A 26282-nucleotide genomic window follows, 5' to 3' on the forward strand; every position below is an offset into this window, starting at 1 on the left:
GCGGTCGCTCAGCTCGAGCCGATGCCCAACGTCCCGCCGGCTGCCGAGGTTCGGTCGATGAGAGCGGCGATGCCGTCGAGGATCCGGTCCACGCCGAAGAGAAACTCCTCGGTCTCCTCGAAGCCCGCCGGGCCGTCGCCGATCTCGCCCGCCCAGGCGATGCGGTGCAGCCGCGGATAGGTCCGCTCGTCGACGAGCTCGCGCAGCAACGCCTCGAAGCCCCAGACAGGCGGCGCGTCGCCCCCAGCCGGCCCTGCCTCCGCGTCAGCTCCAGCCMCAGCGCAAGGAGCCACAGCCGTCCGGGCCTGGGCGGCAGCCCGGGCGGCATTGTGGGCCATTCGGGCCTCGCTGAGGGCGTACGAGCTGAGCAGGCCGATCACGCGGAGTTTGTCGGCGTCAGACAGGCTGGTGCCGTCGAGGGTCTCCAGCCCCTTTTCGACGAAGGTCAGCGAATTCGGCGCAAGCGGGGGCGCGGCCATCGGCATCTGGGTGATCCAGGGATGGCGGTCGATCATCTGGCGCTGGACGATCACCCAGGCTCGCAGCCGGGCCCGCCAACCATCGCCCTCGATGACGAGGCTTTCGGCGCCCTGGGCGCTGGCGTTCCACATCATCTGGAGCAGCTCGTCCTTGGTGGCCAAGTGCCGGTAGAGCGACATCGTCGTGTAGCCGAGCTCCTTCGCCACGCGGGCCATCGACACCGCGTCCAAGCCCTCGGCGTCGGCGATCCGGGTCGCCGTCGCCACGATCGCGTCTACCGACAGCTSCGGCCGCGGCCCGCGCTGACCAYGCTCGCGGCGGCCCCAGAGCAGGTCGAGGCCCGGCGGTAGCGGCGGTGACTTCTCGCTGACCATCGACCTCCCTCCTTGACTGCGAGAATACGGCTTGACGTCAACTGTATATGGCGCATACCTTTCATGTATGCCATACACAGTAATCGCGGACGGGATCCGCAAGTCCTACGATGGCCGGGCGGTGCTCGACGGCGTCGACCTGGCTATCGAGCAGGGTTCCGTCTTCGCGCTTCTCGGTCCGAACGGGGMGGGCAAGACGACGATGGTGCGCATCCTGGCAACCCTGGTCGCCCCTGACGCGGGGACGGCCGTGATCGCGGGCTGTGATCTGCTTCGCGACCCGGTCGGCGTCAAGGGCGCGATCAGCCTGACTGGCCAGTACGCCGCGATCGACGATCTGCTTACCGGCCGGGAGAACCTCGAGATGATGGCGCGGCTGCGCCACCTGCCCAGGCGCGTGGTCCGGTCCCGGGTCGACGACCTGCTGGCCGAGTTCGACCTGGCCGACGCCCGGGACCGCCGGGTGAAGACGTACTCCGGCGGGATGCGCCGGCGCCTCGACCTGGCGGCCAGCATGGTCAAGCGGCCCCTCCTGTGCCAGCGCGGGCACAGGCACCGCGGGCAGCGGACCTGCTCGCGTGACCGGGTGCCACCCTCAGAATGATTGTTCTCGATACCAATGTCATCTCCGAGCTCATGCGCGCAGCACCAGCCGACCGCGTCGTAAGGTGGGTAACCAGCCGACCCGGTGACGCCTTGAACACGACCTCGATCACCGTGGCTGAGGTCCGTTACAGCCTCGTCCGACTGCCATCCGGTCGCCGCCGTGAGTTGCTGATGGCAGCCGCGGACGATGTCTTCTCGGCGTTCCAGGACAGAGTCCTGCCCTTCGCGCCACGGCGGCCCGTCACTACGCCAGCCTCGTGGTCGAGCGTGAACAAGCCGGGACTCCGATCAGYGGCTTCGACGCCCAGATCGCGGCTATCTGTCGAGCCCGCAACGCCGTCCTGGCTACCCGCAACACCAGCGACTTCACCGGCCTGGGCTTGGAACTGGTCGACCCCTGGGAGGCCGAGGTGCTGCCCGCCGAACTGCAGGTTGCGTTCCGCCTCAAGCGCCGTCAGCAGGGCTAGCATCGGGCCGCCCACCGGCTGGTCCGTCGGCGGAGGTTCGTGGACGCCCGATATGATACGGGCTGCCCGTTCCGCTGCGTGCCCGAGGCGTCGCTGGGCGCTGGCCGTCACGCGCGGGACCGGGTAGCCGTCGTGCAGTCTGCTCGTGTCCGCATGGAGGAGCCCCGTGAGCACCCGGGTCGAGACGCTGGAGTTTCAGGCCGAGGCGCGTCAGCTTCTGCAGCTGATGGTCCATTCGATCTACTCGAACAAGGACATCTTCCTGCGGGAGCTGATCTCTAACGCGTCCGATGCCCTGGACAAGCTGCGCATCGCGTCGTTGGTCAAGGACGGCCCGCGGGTCGACAGCGCCGACCTGCGCATCGAGATCGAGGCCGACGTCAACGCTCGCACTCTGACCGTCCGCGACAACGGCATCGGGATGTCCCGCGACGAGGTCGTCGGGCTCATCGGCACCATCGCGAAGTCCGGCACGGCCGAGCTGCTGCGCAAGCTGCGGGAATCYGAGGACGGCGCGGCGTCATCCGATCTGATCGGGCAGTTCGGCGTCGGCTTCTACTCCACCTTCATGGTGGCCGACAAGGTCACCCTGCTGACTGGGAAGGCCGGTGAGAGCGGCGGCACCCGGTGGGAGTCCGACGGCGCGGGCACCTACGTCATCGAGACGGTGGACGACGCGCCGCGGGGAACCGCGGTCACGGTCCACCTGAAGCCCGAGGACAGCGAGGACCGTCTCTACGACTACACCGACGAGAACAAGATCCGGGAGATCGTCAAGCGGTACTCCGACTTCATCGCCTGGCCCATCCGGCTGGTGTCGGCCCCCGCCGCGAAGGACCGAGACTCGAACGACGACGGGACAGCCGAGTCCGGCGCCGGCGCCGAGAATGCCGGCGACCGGCCGCTCAACTCGATGAAGGCGCTGTGGGCCCGGCCGCAGAGCGAGGTCGACAAGGCCGAGTACGACCAGTTCTACCAGCACCTCAGCCATGACTGGACCGGCCCGCTCGAGGTCATCCACATGAAGGGCGAGGGGACGTTCGAGTACGAGGCCCTGTTGTTCATCCCGTCGCGAGCGCCGCTCGACCTSTTCACCCGGGATGCACGCCGCGGCGTCCAGCTGTATGTGAAGCGCGTGTTCATCATGGATGACTGTGCGGAGCTCCTGCCGAACTATCTGCGCTTCGTCCGGGGCGTCGTCGACACGCACGACCTGTCGCTCAACATCTCCCGAGAGATCCTCCAGCAGGACCGCCGGATCCAACTTGTGCGGCGCCGGCTGGTCAAGAAGATACTGGCCTCCATCAGGGCTCTTCAGGAGAACGACGCCGAGCGCTACCGCACGCTGTGGAAGGAGTTCGGCGCCGCCCTCAAGGAGGGCCTCCTCGAGGATGCCGACAACCAGGATGCGATCCTCGGCCTCGTCTCGGTGGACTCGACGCACGACGCCGATCGGCCGACCACGSTGCGCGAGTACATCGAGCGTATGAAGGACGCCCAGAACGAGATCTACTACCTGACCGGCGATTCGCGCGGAATGATCGAGAACTCGCCGCACATGGAGGCGTTCCGGGCCAAGGGCTACGAGGTCCTGATCCTGACCGACCCGGTTGACGAGGTCTGGGTCGAACGGGTGGCGGAGTTCGACGGCAAGCCGCTGAAGTCGATCGCGAAGGGCGAAGTCGACCTCGACACCGACGACGAGAAGAAGAGCAGCGAGGCCGAGCGGGAACAGCTGCGCAAGGACTTCGCCGCCCTACTGCCCTGGCTGGCGGCCAAGCTTGAGGACGACGTCAAGGAGGTCCGGCTGTCCAGCCGCCTCACCACGTCGCCGGCCTGCCTCGTCGGCGACACGTTCGACATGACGCCCGCGCTGGAGAAGATGTACCGGGCGATGGGGCACGAGATGCCACGCCCCAAGCGCATCCTCGAACTCAACCCGACGCACGCGCTGGTCATGGGCCTGCGCGCCGCACACGAACGGGACGCGGATTCCGCCGCCCTCGGCGACACCGCGGAGCTGCTGTACGGCATGGCGCTGCTCGCCGAAGGCGGAGAACTGCGCGATCCCGCGCGATTCACCCGCCTCCTCGCCGAACGCCTGGCGGAGGCGCTGTAGCGGCCGCCAACCGAGCGGGCCGTGTTTGTGCCGCGCGACGTATTCGACTTCGAGTGCGCCGAAGTGGCGCAGGCTGTCGACAGGAATCCTGCCGCGGTCCGTCAGCATGCAGGCGACCGCACACCGTAATGAGATTCGAACTCACTGTGAGGCGACAGCCCTGGCCGCGGGGCCGCGCCAAGTGCTGCGGGAAAATCCGAGCGCGACCCGTCAGCGACACCGGCGGGCGTTGAGCCGGGCGGCCTGGCGCGTCAGGTAATCGCGCTCGGCGAGGTTGGGTGCCTTGTGGGCCGCCTCGGCGTACAGCCGTGCCGCCGTCGCCAGGTCGCCGTCGCGCTCGTGGAGGTACGCCGCCACCGCGGCGTGGCGGGGCAGTGAGTCGTTCAGCGCCGCGAGCGCCGCCAGCCCGGCGCGCGGTCCGTCGGCCTCGCCGACGGCCACTGCGCGGTTGAGCCGGACGACCGGGCTGTCGGTCAGACGCGCGAGCTCGTCGTACCACTCGACGATCTGGACCCAGTCAGTCTCCTCGGCGGTGGGCGCGTCAGCGTGGAGTGCCGCGATGGCGGCCTGGGCCTGGAACTCGCCCAGCCGGTCGCGGGCGAGGGCCGCCTGCAGGATCTTGACGCCCTCGGCGATCAGCTCAGTGTCCCACCGGCTGCGGTCCTGCTCGGCGAGCGGCACCAGGCTGCCGTTGGGCGCGGTCCGGGTGACGCGCCGGGCGTGGTGGAGCAGCATGAGGGCGAGCAGCCCCGCCACCTCGGGATGGTCGACCGCGGCCGCGAGCTGCCGGGTGAGCCGGATGGACTCGGCGGCAAGGTCGACGTCGCCGGAGTAGCCCTCGTTGAAGACCAAGTAGAGGACGCGCAGCACGGTGGCGACGTCGCCGGGCTGGCCGAACCGCACGCCGGAGATGGTGCGCTTGGCACGGCTGATGCGCTGCGCCATGGTCGCCTCGGGCACCAGGTAGGCCTGGGCGATCTGGCGGGTGGTCAGCCCGCCGACGGCGCGCAGCGTGAGCGCGACCGCGGACGACGGCGTCAGCGAGGGGTGGGCGCACAGGAAGTAGAGCTGGAGCGTGTCGTCCACCGTGGGCGCGGGCCCGGGCGCCGGCTCCTCGTTGACGAGGTCCTCACGCCGGCGGCGGGCGGCGTCCGCCCGGGTCGCGTCGAGGAACCGGCGCCAGGCCACGGTGACCAGCCAGCCCTTCGGGTCCCGCGGCGGGTCGGCCGGCCAGACGCGGACCGCCTCGACCAGCGCGTCCTGCATGGCGTCCTCGGCCGCCGCGAAGTCGGCTCCGCGGCGGACGAGGATCCCTAGCACGCTCGGGGTGAGGCTCCGGAGCAGGGCCTCGTTTATCTGAGAGGTCACTCTGTGATGGTGGGCGGTGAGGTCAGGAACGGGCGCACCTCGAGCCACTCGTGGATCGGCTTCCCGCCCGCCCCAGGGGCGGCCGACAGGTCCCCGGCCAGCTCGATGGCGCGCTCGTAGCTGTCGACGTCGATCACCATCCAGCCGGCGATGAGATCCTTGGTCTCGGCGAACGGGCCGTCGGTGACCGGTGGGCGCCCCTCACCGTCGTACCGGACGAACGTCCCCTCGGGGGCAAGCGCCTGGCCATCGACGAACTCGCCGGTCCCCTCGAGCCGGRCCGCGAAGTCGTGCATGTACTGCATATGCGCCGAGATCTCCTCCGGGGTCCACTGGTCCATGGGCACGTTGTTGACCGGAGCCGGAGCGCCGCGGTAGTGCTTGAGCAGCAAGTACTTAGCCATCGTGTTTCTCCTCGGTGCTGGTGCTACCCATTTTGGTCACGTTCACCGCGGGGACGGAGCCAGTMGCGGGTTCTCGACATCGCCGGTTGCATCCCGAGCGCCGGAGTCTCAGYCGRTAAGACCCAACGGACGGCGGGTACCTTGGTGGAAGGACCCGCCTCCATGGTGGACGGAGCCTTGACGGTGTTGAACATCAAAAATGAGGAAGCCCAGCGTCTGAGCCGCGAGCTTGCGGAGCTGACGGGGGAGACCGTCACGACGGCCGTGCTCGTCGCTGTCCGGGAACGCCTGGAGCGGATGCGCGCCGACCGCGACGAAGGTGAGCAGCGAGCGGCCCGCATCGTTGCCCTGGGTCGTCAGACAGCGGCCGCGGTGCCCCCGCCCGGCCTGAGCATCGAGGATCTCTACGATGAGCATGGGTTGCCAGCGTGATCGTAGACTCGTCGGCACTCGTCGGCACTCGTCGGCTCAAGGGTGAGGACTTCGTCCACACTGATCTGATCGCCGCGGAGCTGGACGACGAATAGGCAYACCGACGAATGACCGGCTGAGTAGGCATTCCGTTKGCTTCTKACGCACCAGGCTTTGCGGGCCAGCGCCGCTTCTCCCTTCGTTTTGGCTGGGGACTTGAGGATCTTGCCGTTCTTGYGCCAACAAGCGACATCCACGTCGTCGTGGACGTGTTGTCATTCAGTATGGCGGTGTCGGTCGCGGTCGGGCACGGGGCGCGCGTCTTTCCATACTTCAGCGAGAGTTTCTGGCCGCCGGGGGTTCTCGACGGCACGCTGTCCCTGCCCACCAGCGTGGTGGTGCTCACCAGCGCGGTGATGCCCACCAGGCCCGGCCTTCTTCCGCTTGATCGTGACAGCCTGCCGCATGTCCCCTTGGCTAGGGCCAGTCGTCGCTGCGGCCCGGGACGCCCGCATCGATCACTTGCACCTCGTCGGTCACTCGCTCGGCGCCRTCGTGGCCACGGCCACCGCAGGGCTGTACCCGACAGGGTACGGTCCCTGACGGCGCATGCCGGATGGATCAGCGCGGACCCGAGGATGGCGTTCCAGTTCGAGCTGTGGAAGCGGTTGGTGTTCGTCGACCCCGCGGCGATCGCGCAGCTGCTGTTGCTCACCGCGATGGGCAGGGAAACCCTGGACGCCTGGGAGCGGACCGATTTCGAGCGGGCGAGGGAGGCCTTCGTCGGCCTGTTGGACGGTGCCGCGGCCGGTTTCGCCCGGCAGTGTGATGCCGACACGACCATTGAGCCTTTCCGCGTAACCGATCGTCACGTTTAGTGATCACGTCGTTCGATCATGCTCGATGTGCAGGAGCACGAGAGCGGCGGCGACAATCTTCCCGATCTTCCACGGGCAGACGCTGACGTTGCGCAGCGCCTTGAACGTCATCTTCAAGAGCGAGTTCCCGCGTTCGCCGACGGCCCGTTGGGCGTTGTGCGCCTTGTTGGATGCTTTCTGGTCGTCGGTGAGCGAGCCACCCTTGGGCTTCAGCCACCCTTGGGCTTCTTGATCGCGACGGTCACGGTGTCGCGTTCGCCTTCGTAGCCCAGATCGCCCAGGACCGGCAGGCCTGCGGCGATCCAGACCGCCAGCGCCGGCAAGATCTGCGGGTGCGCGCGCAGCGCGGTGGTGTCGTGTTCGCGGCCGGGGCGCACCTCGGAAGTCCACAGCGGCCAGCCATCGGGCGCGGTGACGACCTGGATGTTCCCGCCGTGATTGGCATGCTTGCCCGACCACCACAGGTCCACTCCCGCGGTCGGGCCCGGGGTGGCGTTCCGGTCGGTCTCGATCAGCGTGCCATCGACACTGACGTGGCTGYGACCGGCGGCTTTCGCGGCGAGCAGGGCGGATTCCAGCTTCGGGGCGCGCTCGGCCAGCACGGCGATCCCTTCGTGGAGGTAGTCGTAGCCGGTCGACTTCTTGATCCCATGGTCGACGATCAGTTGGGCGACCTGGGTGGCGTCGGCGAACCAGCGCAGCACGAGCACCGCCTGCTCACGACTGGTGAGCTTCCGTGTCCCCTTCCGGGTGCCGCGGCGGACACGTTCCGCTTCCAGCAGGCCGGTGACGAACTCGACCGTGTGGTCCTGGAACGGCAGTACGGCCGTGTATGTCGCACTCATGGCGCGCGCGGGACTCCCTGAAGCTGGTCTTTGGTCGGAACAGACTTCTACCGGGGTCCCGCGTTTCTTCTTGCACCGCCCCCTTCGGACCGCCCTACCGCCTACCGTCCGTGATGCTCACGCAGAGCTATCGATCGTTGCGCGGAAAGGCTCAATGACTGATCCGTCCAGACGTGCCCGGCGGGAGACGATCCGAGCCGAGCACGCGGCCGAGGATGCCGAAGCCGCCGAGGCGGAGGCGGTGGAGTCCRAGCAGGCCGTCCCCGGTACGGGTGCCCACATCGTCGGCGGACGGGCTGCGCGTCCGCGAGGCGGCGGCAGGTCAATGATCGCCTTCGGCGAGTTCGTCGACGCCGAGCTCGGCCAGCAGCGTGGAACGCAGCCGGTCGAAGGCGGGGTCGGTCCGTCGCCGAGGGGACGCCACATCGACTGGAACGTCGAGGGAGAGCCGTCCCTCGGTGAGGACAAGCACCCGCTCCGCGAGCAGGATCGCCTCGTCAACGTCGTGCGTGACGAACAGTACCGCCGGCCGGTGGCGACGGCACAGCTGCTGGAGCAGGGCGTGCATCCTGATCCGGGTCAGGGCGTCGAGGGCCCCGAACGGTTCGTCGAGCATGACAAGGTCCGGCTCCCGAACCAGCGCCCGGGCGAGCGCGACCCGCTGTGCCTCACCACCGGACAGCGCCACCGGCCAGGACCGTTCCCGCCCGGCCAGCCCGACCTCTGCGAGCGCCACCCGTCCGCGTTCGGCGACGTCGCGGCCGGACAGACCGATCGTCACGTTGGCCAGGGTCCGCGTCCATGGAAGCAGCCGGGCCTCCTGGAAGACGACCGAACGCTGCCGGGTGGCCAGAACCTCGCCGGAGATGCCGCCGTCGAAGCCGCCGAGGATGCGGATCAGCGTGCTCTTCCCTGACCCGCTGCGGCCCAGCAGGGCGACGAACTCCCCGGAGGCGACCGTGAGGTCGAGGCCGTCGAGGACCGTGTGATTCCCGAAGGTGCGACGCAGGCCGCGGATCCGGATGGCGGCGCCGTCGGCACCGCGGGTTTCGGCGGTTTCGGCGGTGTGCTGAGCGTCGGCGGTGTGCTGAGCGTCGGCGGTGTGCTGAGCGTCGGCGGTGTGCTGAGCGTCGGCGGTGTGCTGAGCGTCGGCGGTGGCCGGGCGCTCCAGGGTGGCGACGGCCGTGGCCGCCGCCGTGGTGTTGGTGTCGGTGTCGGTGCTCAGGTTCCGTCGAAGCCGCGGCGCCATGACAGCAGCGTCCTTTCCAGGATGCGGACCATTCCGTCGCTGACGAGTCCCAGGATTCCGTAGATGACCAGGCAGAGGACCATGATGTCGGTCCGATTCCAGGACTGCGCGCTGTTGAGCAGGTAGCCGATGCCCTTGTCGGTGTTGACCTGCTCGGCGAAGACCAGCAGTAGCCAGGCGACTCCCAGAGCCCAGCGCAGACCGACGAGGAAGCCCGGGAGCGCGCCGGGAACGATGACTCGCCGGATGAGCCCGAACCGGCCGAGGCCGAAGGTCTGGCCGGCCTCCACCAGTTTGATGTCGACCCCGCGGATGGCGGAGTAGGTGTTCATATAGATGGGGAAGGAGACCCCCACGGTAATCAGGAATATTTTTGCTTCCTCGCCGATGCCGATCCATACGATGATGAGCGGCAGCAACGCGATGACGGGGATCGTCCGTAGGAAGTTCATCGCGGAGTCGACGACGTCCTGGCCGGCGCGGAAGAAACCGGCGATCACCGCGAGAGTCAGCCCGATGGTGACTCCGAGGATCAGGCCGACCCCGCACCGGTAGAGCGAGATGCCGAGGCTGTCCAGCAGCTCGCCGCTGTTCCACAGCTCCCGTCCCGCGCCGAACACCGCGGCCGGGGAGGCCAAGGACTGGTCGCTGACGAGGCCGAATCCCGTGACCGTCCACCAGGCGGCGAACAACAGCGCGGGACCGGTGAACCGGCGGACCTCCGGCGGAATCCACCGGCGCCCGCCGGAGCCGCGCGGCCCGGCCTCGGTCCGGCCGTCAGCGATGACGCCGTCGGGTAAGATGAGTTCGTTCACGTTTATCATCCCCTCGGATGGAACGTCCCGGTGCCCTGAGGTTCAGGTGGYCAGCGAGGCCTTGGTGAACGCGGYGGTCAGCTCGGCATTGAAACCCTTGTCGATCTCGTCGTTGACGTTCAGGGTCTTCGGCAGTTGGTCGACGTCGATCAGCAGTCGGGCCTGCACGCGCTGGCTCTCGATGAAGCTTTCGGAGACCGGCTTGTAGAGTGCCCGCGGCAGCGAGTCGAAGTACYTCCTCGCCGCCTGCGGGTTCTGCTTGAGCTGGCCCACGTAGTACTTCTTGATCCACTCGTCCTCATGGGCCTTCGGCCAGGCGGATGCCCGGGACAGGCGGATCAGGAAGTCCTGCACCGCCRTGCGCTTCGCCGGATCCTTGAGGGTGTTCTTCGATGCCAGCACGACCGAGAAGACCGGGAGYGGCTTGGTCTCGATCTCATAGGAACCGGGAGCCTGCTGGCCGACCGCGGCGACGTACTGCTTGGCGTACACGATGGCGTCGACCCGACCGGAGGCGAGTGTCGCTCCGAGGCTCGTGATGGGCACGTTCACCGGGGTGATGTCGCTCTGCTTCAGACCGGCGGACGCGAGCTGGTTGAGCAGATAACCGTGCAGGGAGGTACCGAGGGTGAGGGCGATGCGCCTGCCCTTGAGGTCGGCTGGCTTGTGAATCCCGGAGCCGGCCTTGACGATGATCGTCTGGGTGTTCACCGGGTTCTCCGCGACAGCGACCGCGGTCACGCCGGCGTGCGCCCCGTTCGCGAACAGTACCGGTGTATCGCCCATGAAGCCCACGTCGATCTTGCTCGCGCTGAACGCGGCGTTCATGTGCGGACCGTCGGCGAAGGTGTTCCAGCTCAACCCGTAGGAAGTGCCCCGCGCCTCGCCGGAGAGCGTGAGCGGCAGTTCCAAATACTTGCCCTGGTCGCCGATCCGCAGCGTCACCTGGCCACCCGTAGCGGCCGAACCCGCGCTGCCGCTGCCGCCGTCGTTCCCACAGGCGGCCAGGGTCACCGCGACGGCTGCGGCAAGTCCGGCGGCCAGGAGGGAAAGACGCCGCCCGCGCGGTCGTCGATGCTGCATCGGAAATCTCCCTATCGGGTCGTTCGGTCGTGATCCGGCGGACAGACGGTGGCCGTTCGGGGTGGCTTGTCGTTCGAGGTGGATCGTTGGTCGGGGTGCCGACAGCCGCGAGGGACTTGGCCCTCGCGGCTGTCAGCGGATTGCCGGCTCCGGTATTCGTGGTGTCCGCGGATATCGGCGGACAGCGGATCAGGAGCCGAGGAACGGTTCCCCGGCGACCAGTTCGGATTCCTTGCCGTCGACGCCGACCGGAATGTCGCCCTCGATGGTCACCCGGTACAGCACCCGGTCGAAGTCGAGGTGGCCCAGGTCCGACGGGCCGAGGTGGGAGGTCGCGCGGTTGTCCCAGAAGGCGATGTCACCGGGGTTCCACTTGAACCGCACCGTGAACTCGGGCCGGGAGATCTGCTCGTAGAACAGGTCGAGGATCCGGCGGCTCTGTTTCGGCGAGAAACCGATGATCTCGCTGTCCTTGGAGGTGAAGCTCGGGCTGACGAACAGCGCCCGCTCGCCGGTCTCCGGATGGACGCGCACCACCGGGTGGATCGCGACCAGCGGGTTTGCGGCGACCTTCCGCCCGTACTCGCTCTCGCTGGGGAAGTTTCCGAAGCTATGCCGGGCGCGCAGGCCGTTGGCCAGGTCCCGAAGCTGCTCGGGCAGCTCCTGGTAGGCGGCGACCAGGTTGGTCCACGCAGTGTCGCCGCCGTATGGCGGGACGATGCCGGCCCGCAGGATCGACGCGGCGGGCGGGTTCACCAGCGCGGTGACGTCGGTGTGCCAGCCATTGTCGTAGGTGACCTTCTTCTTCGTTCCGAAGAACCTGGCGTACCGCCGGCTGTCGATCGGCAGGATCTCCGGGAAGCCCGCCGGCGGCGCGTCCTCGTGCGGGTGGGCCGGGGTCAGCTTGCCGAAGCGTCGGCCGAAGGCGACCTGCTGGGCGTGGTCGATGTTCTGGCCGGGGAAGAAGACAACCTTCCACTGGTGCAGCGTGGAGCGGATCTCGGCGATGGTCGCGTCGTCCAGGTCCTCGCGCAGGTCCACTCCGTGAATCTCGGCCCCGATATAGCCGGAAAGCGGGCGGACGTCGAGTCCCAGAAGAGGGGTCGTGGTTGTCATCCTGTGTTCCTCCAGAGGTTGGGAAAAGATGCGAAGACGGCGGGGAGGGCAGCCGGAATTCCGGGTGACGGACCGGTGGGACGCGTTCTCGGGGAGTGCCGGGAACGCCTGCGCTATCGTGATCGGCACTATTGCGATCGACTACGGATTCTGTCGCGACGGACAGCGGAACGTGACGCCGGGCGGCAACATCGGCGACAACGAGCGCTGGCTGCGGGAAATCTTCCCGTACCGCCGTTCCTGGAGTCGCTCACCGGTCAATCTTCGGTCTCGCCCTTCCGGGCCGTCAACGTTTTGTGTTCTGGTGGAATTAATACCTCCGGCGGGCGGCTGCGGCGACTGTCGGTGTCCGTGATGGTGTCCGCGACGGCATCGGGGCGGGCAGCGGGACGGGCAGACTGTGCGGGCGGCGGTGGACCGCGTCGAGGACGGTCGCTCCCGCCGCGACGGCCAGCACGTTCATGCCGAAGCTGCTCGGCAGCACCATCCGCTCGGGATCGGTGCACACACGTGAGTGCGCGGCGATCTCCTCGTGCAGGTCGACCAACAGATCCGGCAGGCAGAGCGCGGCGGCCTCGGTGAGAACGACGATTTCCGGGTCCATCATGTCCACGAGCAGGCTGATCATCCGACCCACCAGCCGGAGCCTGGCGCGCAACAGCGACAGCGCGCGCGGGTCGCCGGCGAGCCCGGCGTGCAGCAGCACCTGCAGGTCCGGACGGGAGATGATCCCGTCCTGGGTCGCCCGCAGCAGCATGGTCCGTTCCGACAGCGCCGCCTGCGCGCAGCCCGACCGGCCGCAGCGGCACGGGACGTCGCTGTCGGCGAGCCGCAGGTGAGCGATGCCGCCCGCAGCGGAATGCGGTCCGATGTGCACCGATCCGTCGGTGGCGAACGCGGCGTCGACCACGTTGCCGACGAACAGCTGCAGCAGGCTGCGCCGGGCGCGCGGGTCGCCGAAGAGGATCTCCGCCTGGGCCAGGGCGCGGGCGTGCCCGTCGACGTGCACCGGCATGCCCATGGCCGCCGCCAGCACCTCCCGGACCGGCACGTCATGCCAGTCCAGGGGCTCGTGTTCGATCACCACGCCGAGGTCGGGGTCGACCCGGCCGCCGGTGACGACGCCGAGGCCGAGGACACGGTTGCCCTGGGCGCGCCGGGCGAGGAARTCGGGCAGATGTCGGGCGATCATCCGAAGGACGTCCGCCGGRCCCCCCTCCCGCGGCAACTGCTCCCGCGTCACCACCTGTCCACGCAGGTCGACAAGGCTGAAGGTGACGAACGGGACGGCGATGTGCACCCCGCAGGCCAGATGAAGGTCGGTGTCCACGTCCAGGGGCACGTGCGGCCGCCCGGCCCGGGGAGCCAGCGAGGAGGCGGGAAGCTCTCGGAGCAGACCCAGGGAGATCAGCCCGGCTGTCTGCCGGGAGACCGCCGCCGGGCTGAGCCCTGTTGCCCTCCCGATGGCGGTGCGGGCGACCGGACCGTGGTCGAGGACCGCCCGCAGGATCGCCGCCGCGGAGCCCGCGGGGCCGCCCGGGGCACCGTAACCACTGGGGGCGCCGGAGCCGCCGGAGCCGCCTGGGCTGCCTGGGCCGCCGGCAGTGGTTCTCCCGGCTCCAAGCCTGGAGACGACCCCCGCCGCGGCCCGCGGCCTTCCCTGCGCCGGCAGCGTTTCCCGCGCCGACATCTTGTCGCGTACTGGCGCCTTGTCGCGTACGGGCACGGAGAACCTCCTCGCGATGCGACCACGCGGCCGACGGGGCCTCTCGTCGCCGCGCACGCGCAAGGCGTGCAAACACAGGGCAGGTGGAACGCACGGAAAAGTCAGGACCGGGGGCCCGGCTGACCACAGGGACGGTGGACCGGAGGGAGGGGCCCACCCTTCGCTGACATCAGGTCGGCGGCCGTTGGCCGGCTCGGGTACGAGGCGGCAGGTGCCGTCACCGGGCGCCGGGGGCTTACGGTGACGGATGCCAGTCGGCGGAACGGGGCCTGATGATCAGCGGGATCGATGGTAAGGGTGACAGAGCGCGCTCGCGACGCGATGAAAGTCAATGTGTGCACGGCAGACCAGAAGCGGGCGCCGGCTCATGACGCTGACAGTAGATATCATTCCGCCGCTTGTCAATAAAAAAAGTAGAGATTATCGCCTTCCACTCAGCCGACTAGGAGAATAAGCGGGGGCGCGGCGAGCACGATGATCGCCCCGAAGTAGGCGCACGGCGGCATCCACCATGGCACTTCCGGCGGGTCGAGGAGCCGGGTGATCCGCGAGATGACCGGATTGGCCGTGCCGCGCCGGGGGCCGCCGCCGACCGGTCGTGTCTGGCCGGGCGCCGCATCGCCGGGCGCCGCATCGCCGGGGTCTGGCCCGCCGGCGTCTGGGTTGCCCGGGCCGGGCGGGCCGGAATCGCGGACGCCGACCGCCGTAGGCTCGTGGGAGCCGAGTGCGGGCAGCACAGCGGCCGGAGAATCGATGATCCCCAGCGCCCCGGCGGGGACCGGTGCCCTTGCCCCGCCCAGCCGGGCCAAGGCCCGCGCGAGCGATCGGCGGCTTGTCTGCCGGGCCGCCGCGTCGTCGGCGAGCATCTCGACGAGGAGCGAGACGGCCGCGGTCGCCTCCCTGGCCGGGTCCAGGAACGGGAAGGTCCGCTCCCACGCGACGAACGGCTGGATGACGAGGTCGTGACGACCGGCGACGTGGGCCGCCTCGTGGGCGAGCACGGCGTCCAGTTCGGTGGCGTCGAGGGTGTTCAGTAGCCCGCGGGAGACCACAACCCGGGCGTGYCGCACCCCCGGCACGCAGTAGGCGACCGCGACGGGATGATCGAGGATACGCAGTAGAATGCCGGCCCGGTCCCGGTGTTCGCACAGGCAGCAGCCGGTTGCGCCCCCRCCGTCGGCGGTTGTGCCAGGGTCGGTGGCCGCACCAGAGTCCGCGGCTGTGCCGGAATGATGGGACGCATGGCCGGGCGGGACGCAGGTCTCATGCCGGCGATGCCGACGGCCAGCCAGATCGACCAGGTCGCGGTGTCGGTGACGCTCGCGAAGGGTGGCGGCGCTGGAGGTGCCGAGCACCCCGAACAGCCGGGAGGCCAAGGCCGCCGCCACAGCGAGGCCGATGAGGTTGATCAGGCCCAGGCCCGTCAGCGGCGCGCCGGCCGCGATGTTGTCGAGATGGTCGACGATGGCGGTCGGGGTGTCGCCGGACAGCGGTGAGACGGTGAACGCGATCGCCGCGAGTAGCGCCGACACTCCGCCGGCCAGACCGACCGCCTGCCAGAGCACGATCGCCGCCCGTGGACATCGGTAGGGCCAGCGCGCGGCGGCCAGCAGGCGTGGGACCGGCCAGGCCAACACGCCCGCGAACAGGGCGAGAAGTGCCGCGGTCGTCATGTCCCGGCTAACGCTACCGGTGGTCGGGCGGAATCTGGGCCGTTCGATCCGGGTCGGTGGCTACCGTGACGATCTGCTCCGGGTCGTCGCGGGGCGGGTCTCCGATCGCCGGACCGCGCCGGGCCTCGGCGTGCCGGACCTCCGTGTGCGGATCCTCGGCCTGCGGATCCTCGGCGCGCGGGGCCTCTCCGCCAGGCACGAAGATGCCGGGTGCCCCGGAACCGACGGGTTCCAGGGCACGGCGAAGGATCTCGGCCTCCTCCGCGGACACCGACCCCACGAAGCGGACCAGGGCGGAACCACGATCGTCCGCCGTGCCGAGCGCCTCCATCATCGCCTCGGCCACGACGGCCTCGCGACTGTCGCTGGCCGCGTAGCGATGCGCGCGCGCCGAACGCTGACGCCGCACGAATCCCTTCCGTTCCAACCGTTCGAGCACGGTCAGCACGGTGGTGTACGCGAGATCGCGTTCATGCTGGAGACGGCCGGCGACCTCGCGGGCGGTCAGCCAGTCGTCGCTCGCCCACAACACGTCCATGACCGACCGTTCGAGGTCACCCAGGCGCGCCATGGTGCCAATCCTACGTGGCGTAGAACATTCGTGGAACCGAACGGGGTGCTTCGTTGAGGCCTGTTGCGTCACAGCCACGCGGCAACGGTGCCGGCCGTCGGGGAGGAACCGGGGAGGAACCGGCCTTCCAGCCCCCGATCTGCCTCCCGGCTCCCGATCGGCGCCCGGCTCCGGACCAGTGCGAACCCGCCGGCTGACTGATCCRCCGCCGTTCACGCGGCCCGAATTCCTTTACAAGGAAACATCTTCATGACTTAGGGGACTATCTATCCGCCGAACGGGCTATCCGCCGAACGGGCTATCCGCCGAACGGGCTATCCGCCGAACGGGCTATCCGCCGAACGGGCTATCCGCCGAACGGGCTATCCGCCGAACGGGCTATCCGCCGAACGGGCTATCCATCAAACAGGATGACGGCCGCAATGGAGGTATCTTTCGGTCCCGCCCCGTGCCGTCGACCGTGGCGCACGTCTCGACAGCGCCGTCGGTAGTGCCGTCGGTCTTGACCATGTCATCGAGCTCACTGCGCTTTGCTCGTCGCCAGGAGAATTGGCTACATACCGTAGAAACCTCTATGCCTCGTAGAGGATCGGTTGGCTCTCGGCCGATTTTTCCCCTCGCGGCCCACCGAAGGAGCTGTGCGCATGGTTCTCGCCGCTGATGCCGTCGACCTTGCCCGCGCCCAGACAGCGTTCTCCCTCGCGTTTCACATCTGTTTCGCCGTGTTCGGGGTCGGCATGCCGTGGCTGCTGATCTACACCGAGGGGCGTTGGGTGCGGACCGGTGACGAGACCTGGCTGGCGCTCACGAAGAAGTGGTCGCGGRCATTCGCCGTGCTGTTCGCGGTCGGGGCCGTCTCGGGAACGGTGCTCTCGTTCGAGTTCGGCCTGCTCTGGCCCGCGTTCATGTCGAAGTACGGCAGTGCGCTCGGACTGTCGTTCTCCCTGGAGGGCTTCGCGTTCTTCACCGAGGCGATCTTTGTCGGGATGTACCTGTACGGCTGGAAGCGCTTGTCGCCGCGCGCGCACTGGCTCACGCTATGGCCGATCGCGATCTCCGGCACCCTGTCGACGTTGTTCATCATCACGGTGAACGCCTGGATGAACGTGCCACGGGGGATCACCGAGGTGAACGGCAAGGTCGTCGCCGCCGAGCCGTTCGCGCCCTTTCTGAGCCCGGGGACTCCGCCCCAGGTGGTCCACATGCTGCTGGMCGCGCTGATGTGCACCGGCGGGGCCGTCTCCAGCATTTACGCGGTCGGCATGCTGCGCGGTCGCCGGGACGCCTACCACCAGCGCGGGCTGCGGATCGGCCTGGCGGTGGTGCTGGTCTGTGCGCCGCTTCAGCTGATCGTGGGGGACTGGGCGGCCCGGATCGCCGGGGCCAACCAGCCGTTCAAGCTGGCCGCGATGGAAGGRCTTTACCACACCAGGTCGCACGCGCCGCTGACCCTCGGCGGGTTCTACGACGACAAGAGCGGCGAGGTCCGCTACGGGCTGGAGATCCCCGGTCTGCTCTCGCTGATGGAGGGATTCAGTACAGATCACGTGATCACCGGTCTGGACGCCGCGCCGCCGGACGAGCGCCCGAACGGCCTGCTGGTGCACGGGTCGTTCGCGACGATGGTCGGGTTCGGTTCCGCGCTGATCGGACTGTCCGCTCTGACTGGTGCCGCCGTCGTCCGCCGGCGCCGTCGCGGCGAGAAGACGCTGCTGCMCACCGGACGGCCGTGGCTGTTCGCCGCGGCGGCCACGGGACCGGCGTCCGCGCTGTCGATGATGGCCGGCTGGGAGGTCACCGAGGGTGGTCGTCAACCGTGGATCGTGGGCGGTCACATGCGGGTTCACGACGCGGTGACGGGCGCCGACGGGGTCGCGCCGATGTTCGCCGGCTCCCTGGTCTTGTACCTGGGGCTCGCGGGTGCGCTGATCCTCATCCTGCGCCGGATGGCCACCGGCGGCCCGGCCGTCGCGGAGATCCGGTCCGGGCGGCCCGCCGCGGGCGTCCACCGCACGGCCGTCCACGGCGCGGGGCAGGCGAGCCCGGCCAGGCCCGGACGGACAACCGATTCCGATTCGCCATCCATCCCGAAGCCGCGACCCGAACCGGCGGCGGTTGAACCGGCGGCGGTTGAACCGGCGGTTGAACCGCCGGTCGAACTGCCGGTCGAACTGCCGGTCGAACCGCCGGTGGCCGGCAGGCGGCGCACCGGCGGCGGTCCCGAGGGATCCCGCGGTTCGGCGCACCCGGGTGAGACAACGGGAACGGGATCCGACGGCACCACCGGTTTCGGCGGGCGGGGAGAAGACTGATGACCAGCGCTGACCTCCTTCTGATCATCATGGTGGTAGGGCTCACCGCCTACGCGCTGCTCGGTGGCGCGGACTTTGGTGGCGGGGTGTGGGACCTACTGGCACGCGGACGGCACGCCGGCGACCAGCGGAAACTGATCTCGGCGTCACTCGGCCCGGTGTGGGAGGCCAACCATGTCTGGCTGATCTTCATCGTGGTGGCGATGTTCAGCGGGTTTCCCGAGGCCTACGGGGTGATCGGCTCCTCTCTGGAGGTGCCGCTGTCCGTGGCCCTCGTCGGCATCGTGCTGCGTGGCGCCGCGTACGTGTACCGGTCCTACGGGGCGGGTGGGGCCGGTCCCGACCACTGGTGGGGGCACGTCTTCGCGGTCTCCTCGACGATCGCCCCGTTCGCGCTCGGGGTGGCCGGTGCGGCTCTGGCCAGCGGTGATCTGTCGACCGACGACCCGTTCGCGCCGGTGCGCAGCCCGTTCGGGCTCGTCTGCGGGGCCTTCGCGGTCGCCGCGACGGCCTTCCTCGCCGCCGTCTACCTCTGCCGGGACGCCGCCTCTTCCCCGGCCACCGCGCACCTGGTGGCCGACTTCCGCCGGCGGGCCATCGGCGGCGCCGTGCTCTGCGGTGCACTCGCCGCGATCCTGCTGCCCCTGCTGTGGGCGGACGCCCCGCAGGTCGCCGGCCGGTTCAGGGACCGCTCGCTTCCCCTGGTAGCCCTGTCCACCCTCGGCGGGATCGGCGCCCTCGTCGCGCTCTGGCGCGAGCAGTTCGGTGCCGCCCGCATCGCGGCCGGTCTCGCCGTCGGCGCGATGCTCTGGGGCTGGGCGGTGGCCCAGTACCCGGACCTGGTGGTCGGGCAGGCCACGGTGGACACGGCCGCGGCGCCGACGACGAACATCCGGGCCATGCTGTTCGCCATCGCCGGCGGTCTGGTGGTGCTTGTGCCGTCCCTGATGATGCTGTTCCGGCTGTTCTCCCGGCCGGAACCGGCGGAGTGATCGGGCCGGTGCAGTGATCGGGCCGGTGCAGTGATCGGGCCGGCCCGCCGCGGCGGTGGGCTACGGTCATCGCGTGACCTCTGCCCCCGCTCAGGCGCCGGTCATCGCGGGTGAGTCGCTCACCCGCCGGCAGCTCGTCGTCGAGGTCTGGCTCGTGCTCGGGGTCTCCTTCGCCACCTCGGCGCTGTTCGCGGTCATCCGCTACGTCGGGGTGCTGACCCGGCCGGGCCCCGTCCGTTCCCAGGTGGCCCGGCTGAACACCTCGGCGGCGCCGGGACGGCCTTGGCTCGACCTTGCGCTCCAACTCGCCGACCTGGTCACCGGGCTGGTGCCAGCGCTGCTCGCCGTATACCTGCTGACGAGGCACGGAGGCGGACCGCGGGCGATCGGCCTGGACGGTCGGCACACCGGTCGCGACGCCGGCCGGGRAGCGGCGATCGCGGCCGGGGTCGGCGGGCTCGGCCTGGGCCTCTACCTGCTGGCGTGGCACAGCGGGGCGAACCTCACCGTCGCGCCCTCGGGCCTGCCGGACGTGTGGTGGCGTGTACCGGTCCTGGTCCTCAGCGCGGCGCAGAACGGCCTCGCCGAGGAGGTCATCGTCACCGGGTACCTGCTGGTGCGGCTGCGTGAACTTGGTGTCGCGGCCAACCGGGCGCTGGCGGCCAGCGCCCTGCTCCGCGGTTCCTATCACCTCTACCAGGGGCTCGGTGGGTTCACCGGTAACCTCGCGATGGGCCTGCTGTTCGGCCGGATGTTCCAGCGGACCGGCCGGGTGCTGCCGCTCGTCATCGCCCACGCACTCATCGACACCGTCGCGTTCGTCGGATACGTAGCGTTGGTCGGAAAGATCTCCTGGATCCCGGCGCCGCGCTAAGGTTACGGGTGGGGAAATAGAGATCGTCTGATGGGCATACGATGCGTATCTCAACGGTGTATCGCGGAGGCGGTGGATCGTTCGAGGACGTCAACGTCGGCGGGTTCGGGGCGCCGGAAGGCCATGGGGCGCCGGAAGGCATAGCCGTCGAGTGCCTGCCGCGGTACGGCTGGTCGGGGAGGACCGATGGTCAACGGAATCCGCGAGATCGAGCGCAAGTTCTCGGTCGAACCGACCTTTGTGCTCCCGAAGTTGGGGGAGGTTGCGGGCGTCGCCACCGCGCGCACCCGCAAGACCGTCAGCCTGGAGGCCGTCTACTACGACAGCGACGATCTCCGATTGGCCCGTAACAAGATCACGATACGGCGTCGGACCGGTGGGGCGGACGCCGGATGGCACCTCAAGCTGCCCGTCCGGGTGGGGGAGCGGGACGAGCTCCAGCTCCCGCTCGACGCGGGCGTGGGCGTGGGCGTGGGGGCGGAGGGCCCGCGGTACAGCCCTCCCGCGGAGTTCGTCGATCTGGTGTCGGTCCATCTGCGCGGCGCCGAGCCGCGGCCGGTCGCCAGGCTGCGGACACTGCGGACAGCGCRCCGACTGCGGGACACGGTCGGAGTCGACCTGGCCGAGGTCGTCGATGACCAGGTCTCCGCGCAGACCCTGGGGGAGACGACGGTACTGAGCAGCTGGCGGGAGATCGAGGTCGAACTCGTCAACGGCGGGCCCGAGGTGCTCGACGAGGTCGCCGGTCTGCTCACGGCCGCGGGCGCCACCCCGGCGGCGGACTCCTCGAAGCTCGCGCGGGTCCTGGGTGAGGCGCTGGCCGCCGGCCCCGGGCCGGACGTTCCTTCGCCGCCGCGCAAGCCACGACGCGGGACGCCGGCGGGCGAGGTGGTACGGGCCTACCTGATCGAACAGGCACGTGCCCTGCTCGCGGCCGATCCGCGGGTGCGGCTCGACGAGCCCGAGGCGGTCCACAAGATGCGCGTCGCCTGCCGTCGGGCCCGCAGCACCCTGCGGACGTTCGCGCCGCTGTTCCCGCCCGAGAGAGCGCTCTTCCTGGACGGCGAGCTGCGGGACCTCGCCGGCGCGCTCTCCGGCGCCCGCGACGCCGAGGTCCAGGCCGCCTATTTCGAGACCCGCCTGGCGGAGCTGCCCACCGAGCTGGTCGCGGGGCCCGTGCGCAAGACGGTCACCGCGCACCTCGGCGCCGGCACGGCCAACGGCCGGGCGGAGGCGTTGGCCATGTTGCGCAGTGACCGGTACTTCGCGCTCGTCTCCAACCTGCTCACCCTACTGCGGGGCCCGCTCACCCCCGCGGCGGCCCGTCCGGCCGGCAAGGCCCTCCCCGATCTGCTGCTCGGCGCCGACCGGAAGCTGGCGAAGAAGGTCCGTGCCGCGAGYGCCCTGAAGGCCGGCTCGGAACGGGACGAACTGCTGCATTCCGCCCGCAAGCAGGCCAAGCGGTTACGGTACGCGGCGGAAGCCGTCGCACCGCTGTACGGGAATGACGCGGCGCGGCTGGTCGAGCAGGCCCAGATCGCGCAGGAGCTGCTCGGAACCCATCAGGACGCCACCATCGCGCGCAGGCTGCTGGGGGACTGGGGGACGGCAGCGCAGGCCCAGGGCGCCCCCACCGCGTTTACTCTGGGTGTCCTGCTGGGCCTGGAGGAGTGCCGGGCACGCATGGCGGAACGAGACTTCTTCGATGCGTGGCCCGCGATCTCGGCAGCCCGGCACCGTCGCTGGATCCGCTGACCTGAGGCCGTGCCGGGTGGGCTCTGCCGTGGTCTGACCGATTACCTCCTCCGCGTCACCCATTCGTGCGCCACATCCGGGCCATCGGGCGCACGACCATCCGCCACGGGTCGGCGCGCTCGGGAAATCCCTGTCAGCTCGACGGATTGCGGGACGGGACGGGTGGAGCTGCCGGCGGCCGGACCTGCTGCGTTGTTCTGTGACCGGGGTATGAAGTGGACTTCCTTGCCCGGAGGACTCCCGCGAAGGCCTCCGTCCGTGTAGCGTCGTCCCTGGCCGGAGTTCGGCGGTTCGCGTCTCAACCGAGGCGCGGCGRAACAACGTCAGGGGCTCTTGCAGCTTCCTGATGTTCGGCCCGGGGCCCGCGCGGTGCGGGTCCTGACTGCACCAGCAGGGAGAACGGCACGTGGCTCAGGGCACGGTGAAGTGGTTCAACTCGGAGAAGGGCTTCGGCTTCATCTCCGTGGACGGCGGCGGTTCCGACGTCTTCGTTCACTACAGCGCGATTCAGATGGACGGTTACAAGGCACTTGAGGAGGGCCAGCGGGTCGAGTTCCAGGTGACCCAGGGTCAGAAGGGTCCGCAGGCCGACGCCGTCCGCGTCGTCTGAGCCACGAGAGACTTCAACGGTCAGCCCGCCCAAGGGTCCTCCTGGGGCGGGCTGACCGCTTCTCKACTTCTCGATCAGTTCGATATCCGACAGTTCGGTGGAAGGTATGTTTTTTCCGGCTGATCTCGATCGTTTTCTCGGSCCGGAAAGCGCGGGGCGTTCATCGGTTCCCGGATGGCRTGGTTCGCGGCCAAAAGCTTAACGCCTGATTAAAGGTACAGCCAATCCTGCACGAGAAGTTCGGCGATCTGCAGGGTGTTCAACGCGGCGCCCTTGCGCAGGTTGTCCCCGCAGAGGAACAGCGCGACCTCGTGCGGGTCGTCCGGCGACTGCCGGATTCGGCCGACCCAGGTCGGGTCCGTTCCGACGACGTCGGCCGGGGTCGGGAACTCGCCGGCTGACGGATCGTCGACGACGGCGACGCCGGGAGCGTTCAGCAGCACCGTGCGCGCCTCGTCCGCGGTCACCGGCCRGGTGAAGCGGGCGTGCACCGCGACCGCGTGCGTGGTGATGACCGGCACCCGCACACAGGTAGCCGACACCCGCAGATCCGGGATACCCAGGATCTTGCGGGACTCGTTGCGGACCTTGAACTCTTCCGAGGACCAGCCGCCGTCCTTCAGTGAACCGGCCCAGGGCACGACGTTGAGCGCCAGCGGCGCCGGGAAGGGGCCGAGGCCGTCCTCACCGATGGCCTTACGCACGTCACCGGCGGTCCGCCCCAGCTCGCGGGTGCCACCGACGACGGTGAGCTGGTCGTAGAGGGCGTCGATGCCGGCCTGCCCGGCGCCGCTCGCGGCCTGGTAGGAGGCCGCGAACATCGACTCCAGCCCAAACGCCCGGTGCAGAGCGCCGACCGCAACGATCATCGACAGGGTGGTGCAGTTCGGGTTCGCGATGATGCCCCGCGGCCGCGTGGGGATCTGGTCGGCGTTCACCTCCGGCACGACCAGCGGCACGTCGGCGTCCATCCGGAACGCGCCGGAGTTGTCGACCGCGACCGCGCCGTGGGCCGCCGCTACCGGTGCCCACCGGGCGGAGACCTCGTCGGGAACGTCGAACACGGCCACGTCCACGCCGTCGAAGACCTCCGGTGCCAGGGCCTGGACGACGACGTCCGCGCCGCGCACCCGTACCGTCCGTCCCGCGGATCGGGCCGAGGCGATCGGCCGGATCTCTCCCCAGATGCCGGGGCGTTCGTCGAKCAGCGACARCATCACCGTGCCGACCGCGCCGGTCGCCCCCACCACTGCGAGCGTCGGTCGCCGGCCCGCCTCGTTGCTCGTCACGATCCATCCTCCTGATTCGCCACTGTGCCGCCGCGGCGTGTCCAGCTGCCGCGGCGTGTCCAGCTGCCGCGGTGTGCCGCCGTCTCGAGGACCCACGACGTCGCCAACGTCATCGTCCGGTTCCCGCGTACACGATCGCCCCGCCGTTCGGGTCACCCAGGTCGAAGGCGCCGTGCACGGCCCGCACGGCGAGCGGGAGGTCGGTGTCGCGCACCACTACTGAGATGCGAATCTCAGAGGTGGAGATGATCTCGACGTTGACCCCCGCGTCGGCGAGGGAGCCGAAGAACCGGGCGGACACCCCCGGGTGCGACTTCATCCCCGCGCCGATCAGCGACAGCTTGCCGATGTGGTCGTCGTAGAGGGTGCGCTCGAAGCCGATCTCGCTTTGGACCTTCGTGAGCGCGGTGAGCGCGGTACGTCCATCCGCCTTGGGCAGGGTGAACGAGATATCCGTCCGCCCCGACCCGGCGACCGAGCCGACCTGAACGATCATGTCCAGGTTGACGTCGGTGTCCGCCACGGCCCGGAACACCGCCGCCGCCACCCCGGGCTTGTCCGGGCATCCGACGACCGTCACCTTCGCCTCGCTGAGGTCGTGCGCGACCCCACGGATGATGGCCTGTTCCACGAGCTGTTCCTCCGGAATCTCGGTGACCCACGTGCCCGGCTTCGCAGAGAAGGACGATCGGACATGCACGGGGACGCTGTAACGGCGGGCGTACTCGACGCACCTCAGCATGAGGACCTTCGCGCCGCACGCCGCCATCTCCAGCATCTCCTCATAAGAGATCGTGTCGATGCGGCGGGCGTCGGGGACGATGCGCGGGTCGGCGGTGAACACGCCGTCTACATCGGTGTAGATCTCGCAGGCGTCCGCTCCCAGCGCGGCAGCGAGCGCCACCGCGGTCGTGTCCGAGCCGCCTCGACCGAGCGTGGTGATGTCCTTCGTGTCCTGGCTCACACCCTGGAAGCCCGCGACGATCGCGATGGCGCCGGAGTCCAGGGCGGCGCGGATCCGCCCGGGGGTAACGTCGATGATGCGCGCCTTGCCGTGCACCGAGTCGGTGATGACTCCGGCCTGGGAGCCGGTGAACGAGCGGGCTTCGGCGCCGAGGGTGGTGATCGCCATGGCCAGCAGCGCCATCGAGATTCGCTCACCGGCGGTGAGCAGCATGTCGAGCTCCCGGGCGGGCGGAAGCGGCGAGACCTGTTCGGCCAGATCGAGAAGTTCGTCGGTGGTGTCACCCATCGCGCTGACCACCACGACGACGTCGTTGCCGGCCCGCCGGTTCTCCACGATTCGCTCAGCGACTCGTTTGATGCGGTCCGCGTCGGCAACGGAGGACCCACCGAACTTCGCGACCAAGAGCGCCATGGCAGCCAGGTTACCGAGCGCGGCCGCTGACCGAGCGCGGCCGCCCGTCGCCCTTGCTCGGCGGCCTTGCCCGGATCTGGTCCGGTGTCCCTTTTCCGCCGCCGGGACGATGTCGCCCCGGCGACGGGGTGCTGGGCGTATTCCTTCCGGTGTGCCAGGGTGATGACATCCGCACGACCGGCTCACCCGTATGACCGACTCACCCGTACGACCGGCTCACCCGTATGACCGACTGCGACGCACGCGGTCCACGCGATGGTCCCCGACGCCGAGGACCAGCTCAGGAAGGACGATCCTCAATGGCAGTCAGCCTTGCCAAGGGCGGCAACGTCAGCCTCACGAAGCAGGCCGCCGAGGCCGGCACCCCCCAGCTCACCGCGTTGAACGTCGGGCTCGGATGGGACGCCCGCACGACCACCGGGACCGATTTCGACCTGGACGCCTCTGCMATCGGCGTCCGGGCGGACGGCAAGGTCCTCAACGACGGCTACTTCGTCTTCTTCAACAACCTCGCGTCCCCCGAGGGGGCGATCACGCTCACCGGTGACAACCTGACCRGACAGGGAGAGGGGGACGACGAGTCCGTTATCATCAACCTTGCACTGGTTCCAGTCGACATTGACCGGATTATCGTTCCGGTTTCCATCTACGACGCGGTGAACCGGAACCAGAACTTCGGCCAGGTGCGCAACGCCTACATCCGCGTGGTCGACCAGGGCGGAAACGAGCTGGTCCGCTACGATTTGTCCGAGGACTACTCCACCGAAACCGTCGTCATCTTCGGTGAGGTCTACCGCAACGGCGCCGACTGGAAGTTCCGCGCCGTCGGCCAGGGCCACAATGACCTTGGTGGTCTGGCTCGTGATCATGGCGTCAACATCTGAGCT

23 protein-coding genes and 3 pseudogenes are annotated in these 26282 nt (G+C 69.3%); 13 read left to right on the forward strand and 13 right to left on the reverse strand.

Going from position 1 to position 26282, the window contains the following annotated elements; all coding sequences use genetic code 11:
• Positions 1–8: 8 nt before the first annotated feature.
• Positions 9–854: a TetR/AcrR family transcriptional regulator gene (locus CcI156_RS08365; protein WP_076805167.1), complete on the reverse strand. Its 846-nt coding sequence runs from the start codon at positions 852–854 to the stop codon at positions 9–11.
• A gap of 67 nt (positions 855–921) precedes the next feature.
• Here CcI156_RS08365 and CcI156_RS08370 point away from each other — a divergent pair, with 67 nt between their 5' ends.
• The 5 genes and pseudogenes from CcI156_RS08370 to CcI156_RS27660 all read left to right on the forward strand — a co-directional run.
• Complete coding sequence (locus CcI156_RS08370) at positions 922–1458, forward strand: ABC transporter ATP-binding protein (RefSeq protein ID WP_076805169.1); 537 nt, start codon at positions 922–924, stop codon at positions 1456–1458.
• Between the two features lie 32 nt (positions 1459–1490).
• Positions 1491–1571, forward strand: a pseudogene (locus CcI156_RS27655) (hypothetical protein); the annotation flags it as partial.
• A gap of 146 nt (positions 1572–1717) precedes the next feature.
• Positions 1718–1927 carry a hypothetical protein gene (locus tag CcI156_RS26160; RefSeq protein ID WP_023840136.1) on the forward strand — a complete coding sequence of 70 codons (210 nt, stop codon included), beginning with the start codon at positions 1718–1720 and terminating at the stop codon, positions 1925–1927.
• 166 nt (positions 1928–2093) lie between these two features.
• Positions 2094–4046 carry a molecular chaperone HtpG gene (gene htpG / locus CcI156_RS08380; RefSeq protein ID WP_076805171.1) on the forward strand — a complete coding sequence of 651 codons (1953 nt, stop codon included), beginning with the start codon at positions 2094–2096 and terminating at the stop codon, positions 4044–4046.
• A gap of 6 nt (positions 4047–4052) precedes the next feature.
• Positions 4053–4157: pseudogene (locus tag CcI156_RS27660) on the forward strand (RNA polymerase subunit sigma-24); the annotation flags it as partial.
• A gap of 99 nt (positions 4158–4256) precedes the next feature.
• Here CcI156_RS27660 and CcI156_RS08385 read toward each other — a convergent pair.
• Both CcI156_RS08385 and CcI156_RS08390 read right to left on the reverse strand, forming a co-directional pair.
• Complete coding sequence (locus tag CcI156_RS08385; protein WP_035731191.1) at positions 4257–5402, reverse strand: RNA polymerase sigma factor; 1146 nt, start codon at positions 5400–5402, stop codon at positions 4257–4259.
• Between the two features lie 8 nt (positions 5403–5410).
• Positions 5411–5818, reverse strand: coding sequence for a YciI family protein (locus CcI156_RS08390; RefSeq protein ID WP_076805173.1), 408 nt, complete (start codon positions 5816–5818; stop codon positions 5411–5413).
• A 162-nt stretch (positions 5819–5980) separates the two neighbouring features.
• On the opposite strand from CcI156_RS08390, the gene CcI156_RS08395 reads away from it, so the two are divergent.
• Both CcI156_RS08395 and CcI156_RS08400 read left to right on the forward strand, forming a co-directional pair.
• On the forward strand, positions 5981–6250 hold the full coding sequence (locus CcI156_RS08395; RefSeq protein ID WP_011434714.1) for a type II toxin-antitoxin system VapB family antitoxin: 270 nt from the start codon (positions 5981–5983) through the stop codon (positions 6248–6250).
• A gap of 617 nt (positions 6251–6867) precedes the next feature.
• Entirely contained in the window at positions 6868–7107 is a 240-nt protein-coding gene (locus tag CcI156_RS08400; RefSeq protein ID WP_023840133.1) for a hypothetical protein, read from the forward strand.
• A 3-nt stretch (positions 7108–7110) separates the two neighbouring features.
• Here the strand turns inward: CcI156_RS08400 and CcI156_RS08405 are convergent.
• The 8 genes and pseudogenes from CcI156_RS08405 to CcI156_RS08440 all read right to left on the reverse strand — a co-directional run bounded on the left by CcI156_RS08405 (position 7111) and on the right by CcI156_RS08440 (position 16185).
• A pseudogene (locus CcI156_RS08405) lies at positions 7111–7952 on the reverse strand (transposase family protein).
• A 322-nt stretch (positions 7953–8274) separates the two neighbouring features.
• A complete protein-coding gene (locus CcI156_RS08410; protein ID WP_023840131.1) occupies positions 8275–9201 on the reverse strand; it encodes an ABC transporter ATP-binding protein in 927 nt (308 codons plus the stop codon).
• On the reverse strand, positions 9174–10016 hold the full coding sequence (locus CcI156_RS08415) for an ABC transporter permease (RefSeq protein ID WP_011434718.1): 843 nt from the start codon (positions 10014–10016) through the stop codon (positions 9174–9176). The genes CcI156_RS08410 and CcI156_RS08415 overlap by 28 nt, the downstream gene beginning before the upstream one ends.
• A 42-nt stretch (positions 10017–10058) precedes the next feature.
• A complete protein-coding gene (locus tag CcI156_RS08420) occupies positions 10059–11099 on the reverse strand; it encodes an ABC transporter substrate-binding protein (protein ID WP_076805175.1) in 1041 nt (346 codons plus the stop codon).
• Positions 11100–11288: 189 nt separating this feature from the next.
• Positions 11289–12215 (reverse strand): TauD/TfdA family dioxygenase, encoded by a 927-nt coding sequence (locus tag CcI156_RS08425; RefSeq protein WP_011434720.1) that lies wholly within the window; start codon positions 12213–12215, stop codon positions 11289–11291.
• 310 nt (positions 12216–12525) lie between these two features.
• On the reverse strand, positions 12526–13905 hold the full coding sequence (locus tag CcI156_RS08430; RefSeq protein ID WP_035731187.1) for an ROK family transcriptional regulator: 1380 nt from the start codon (positions 13903–13905) through the stop codon (positions 12526–12528).
• Positions 13906–14375: 470 nt separating this feature from the next.
• On the reverse strand, positions 14376–15614 hold the full coding sequence (locus tag CcI156_RS08435; protein ID WP_023840128.1) for a M56 family metallopeptidase: 1239 nt from the start codon (positions 15612–15614) through the stop codon (positions 14376–14378).
• Positions 15615–15627: 13 nt separating this feature from the next.
• On the reverse strand, positions 15628–16185 hold the full coding sequence (locus tag CcI156_RS08440; RefSeq protein WP_023840127.1) for a BlaI/MecI/CopY family transcriptional regulator: 558 nt from the start codon (positions 16183–16185) through the stop codon (positions 15628–15630).
• Positions 16186–16829: 644 nt separating this feature from the next.
• Here CcI156_RS08440 and CcI156_RS08445 point away from each other — a divergent pair.
• From CcI156_RS08445 to CcI156_RS08465, 5 genes are all read left to right on the forward strand, one after another.
• Complete coding sequence (locus CcI156_RS08445; RefSeq protein ID WP_076805177.1) at positions 16830–18497, forward strand: cytochrome ubiquinol oxidase subunit I; 1668 nt, start codon at positions 16830–16832, stop codon at positions 18495–18497.
• The gene (locus CcI156_RS08450) at positions 18497–19489 is read left to right on the forward strand and encodes a cytochrome d ubiquinol oxidase subunit II (protein WP_011434725.1); all 993 of its coding nucleotides are present in this window, start codon (positions 18497–18499) and stop codon (positions 19487–19489) included. Before CcI156_RS08445 ends, CcI156_RS08450 begins: the two co-directional genes overlap by 1 nt.
• Before the next feature lie 73 nt (positions 19490–19562).
• Entirely contained in the window at positions 19563–20363 is an 801-nt protein-coding gene (locus tag CcI156_RS08455; protein WP_254847330.1) for a CPBP family intramembrane glutamic endopeptidase, read from the forward strand.
• Positions 20364–20549: 186 nt separating this feature from the next.
• Positions 20550–22118 carry a CYTH and CHAD domain-containing protein gene (locus CcI156_RS08460; protein ID WP_076805181.1) on the forward strand — a complete coding sequence of 523 codons (1569 nt, stop codon included), beginning with the start codon at positions 20550–20552 and terminating at the stop codon, positions 22116–22118.
• Positions 22119–22524: 406 nt separating this feature from the next.
• Positions 22525–22728: a cold-shock protein gene (locus CcI156_RS08465; protein ID WP_009740954.1), complete on the forward strand. Its 204-nt coding sequence runs from the start codon at positions 22525–22527 to the stop codon at positions 22726–22728.
• 209 nt (positions 22729–22937) lie between these two features.
• Here CcI156_RS08465 and CcI156_RS08470 read toward each other — a convergent pair whose 3' ends face one another.
• Entirely contained in the window at positions 22938–24017 is a 1080-nt protein-coding gene (locus tag CcI156_RS08470; protein WP_076805183.1) for an aspartate-semialdehyde dehydrogenase, read from the reverse strand.
• A 109-nt stretch (positions 24018–24126) separates the two neighbouring features.
• Positions 24127–25395, reverse strand: coding sequence for an aspartate kinase (locus tag CcI156_RS08475; RefSeq protein WP_011434729.1), 1269 nt, complete (start codon positions 25393–25395; stop codon positions 24127–24129).
• A gap of 299 nt (positions 25396–25694) precedes the next feature.
• Here CcI156_RS08475 and CcI156_RS08480 point away from each other — a divergent pair, with 299 nt between their 5' ends.
• Positions 25695–26279 carry a TerD family protein gene (locus CcI156_RS08480; protein ID WP_076805185.1) on the forward strand — a complete coding sequence of 195 codons (585 nt, stop codon included), beginning with the start codon at positions 25695–25697 and terminating at the stop codon, positions 26277–26279.
• Positions 26280–26282: the final 3 nt, after the last annotated feature.

It is taken from the genome of Frankia sp. CcI156, assembly GCF_001983015.1.
Classification (GTDB): domain Bacteria; phylum Actinomycetota; class Actinomycetes; order Frankiales; family Frankiaceae; genus Frankia; species Frankia casuarinae.

Excerpts from the sequence above, each read along its gene's own strand:
- CcI156_RS08440 (WP_023840127.1), bottom strand. The coding sequence starts at position 16,185 with ATGGCGCGCCTGGGTGACCTCGAACGGTCGGTCATGGACGTGTTGTGG.
- CcI156_RS08400 (WP_023840133.1), top strand. The coding sequence starts at position 6,868 with ATGGCGTTCCAGTTCGAGCTGTGGAAGCGGTTGGTGTTCGTCGACCCC.
- CcI156_RS08450 (WP_011434725.1), top strand. The coding sequence starts at position 18,497 with ATGACCAGCGCTGACCTCCTTCTGATCATCATGGTGGTAGGGCTCACC.
- CcI156_RS08410 (WP_023840131.1), bottom strand. The coding sequence starts at position 9,201 with ATGGCGCCGCGGCTTCGACGGAACCTGAGCACCGACACCGACACCAAC.
- CcI156_RS08475 (WP_011434729.1), bottom strand. The coding sequence starts at position 25,395 with ATGGCGCTCTTGGTCGCGAAGTTCGGTGGGTCCTCCGTTGCCGACGCG.
- CcI156_RS08425 (WP_011434720.1), bottom strand. The coding sequence starts at position 12,215 with ATGACAACCACGACCCCTCTTCTGGGACTCGACGTCCGCCCGCTTTCC.
- CcI156_RS08395 (WP_011434714.1), top strand. The coding sequence starts at position 5,981 with ATGGTGGACGGAGCCTTGACGGTGTTGAACATCAAAAATGAGGAAGCC.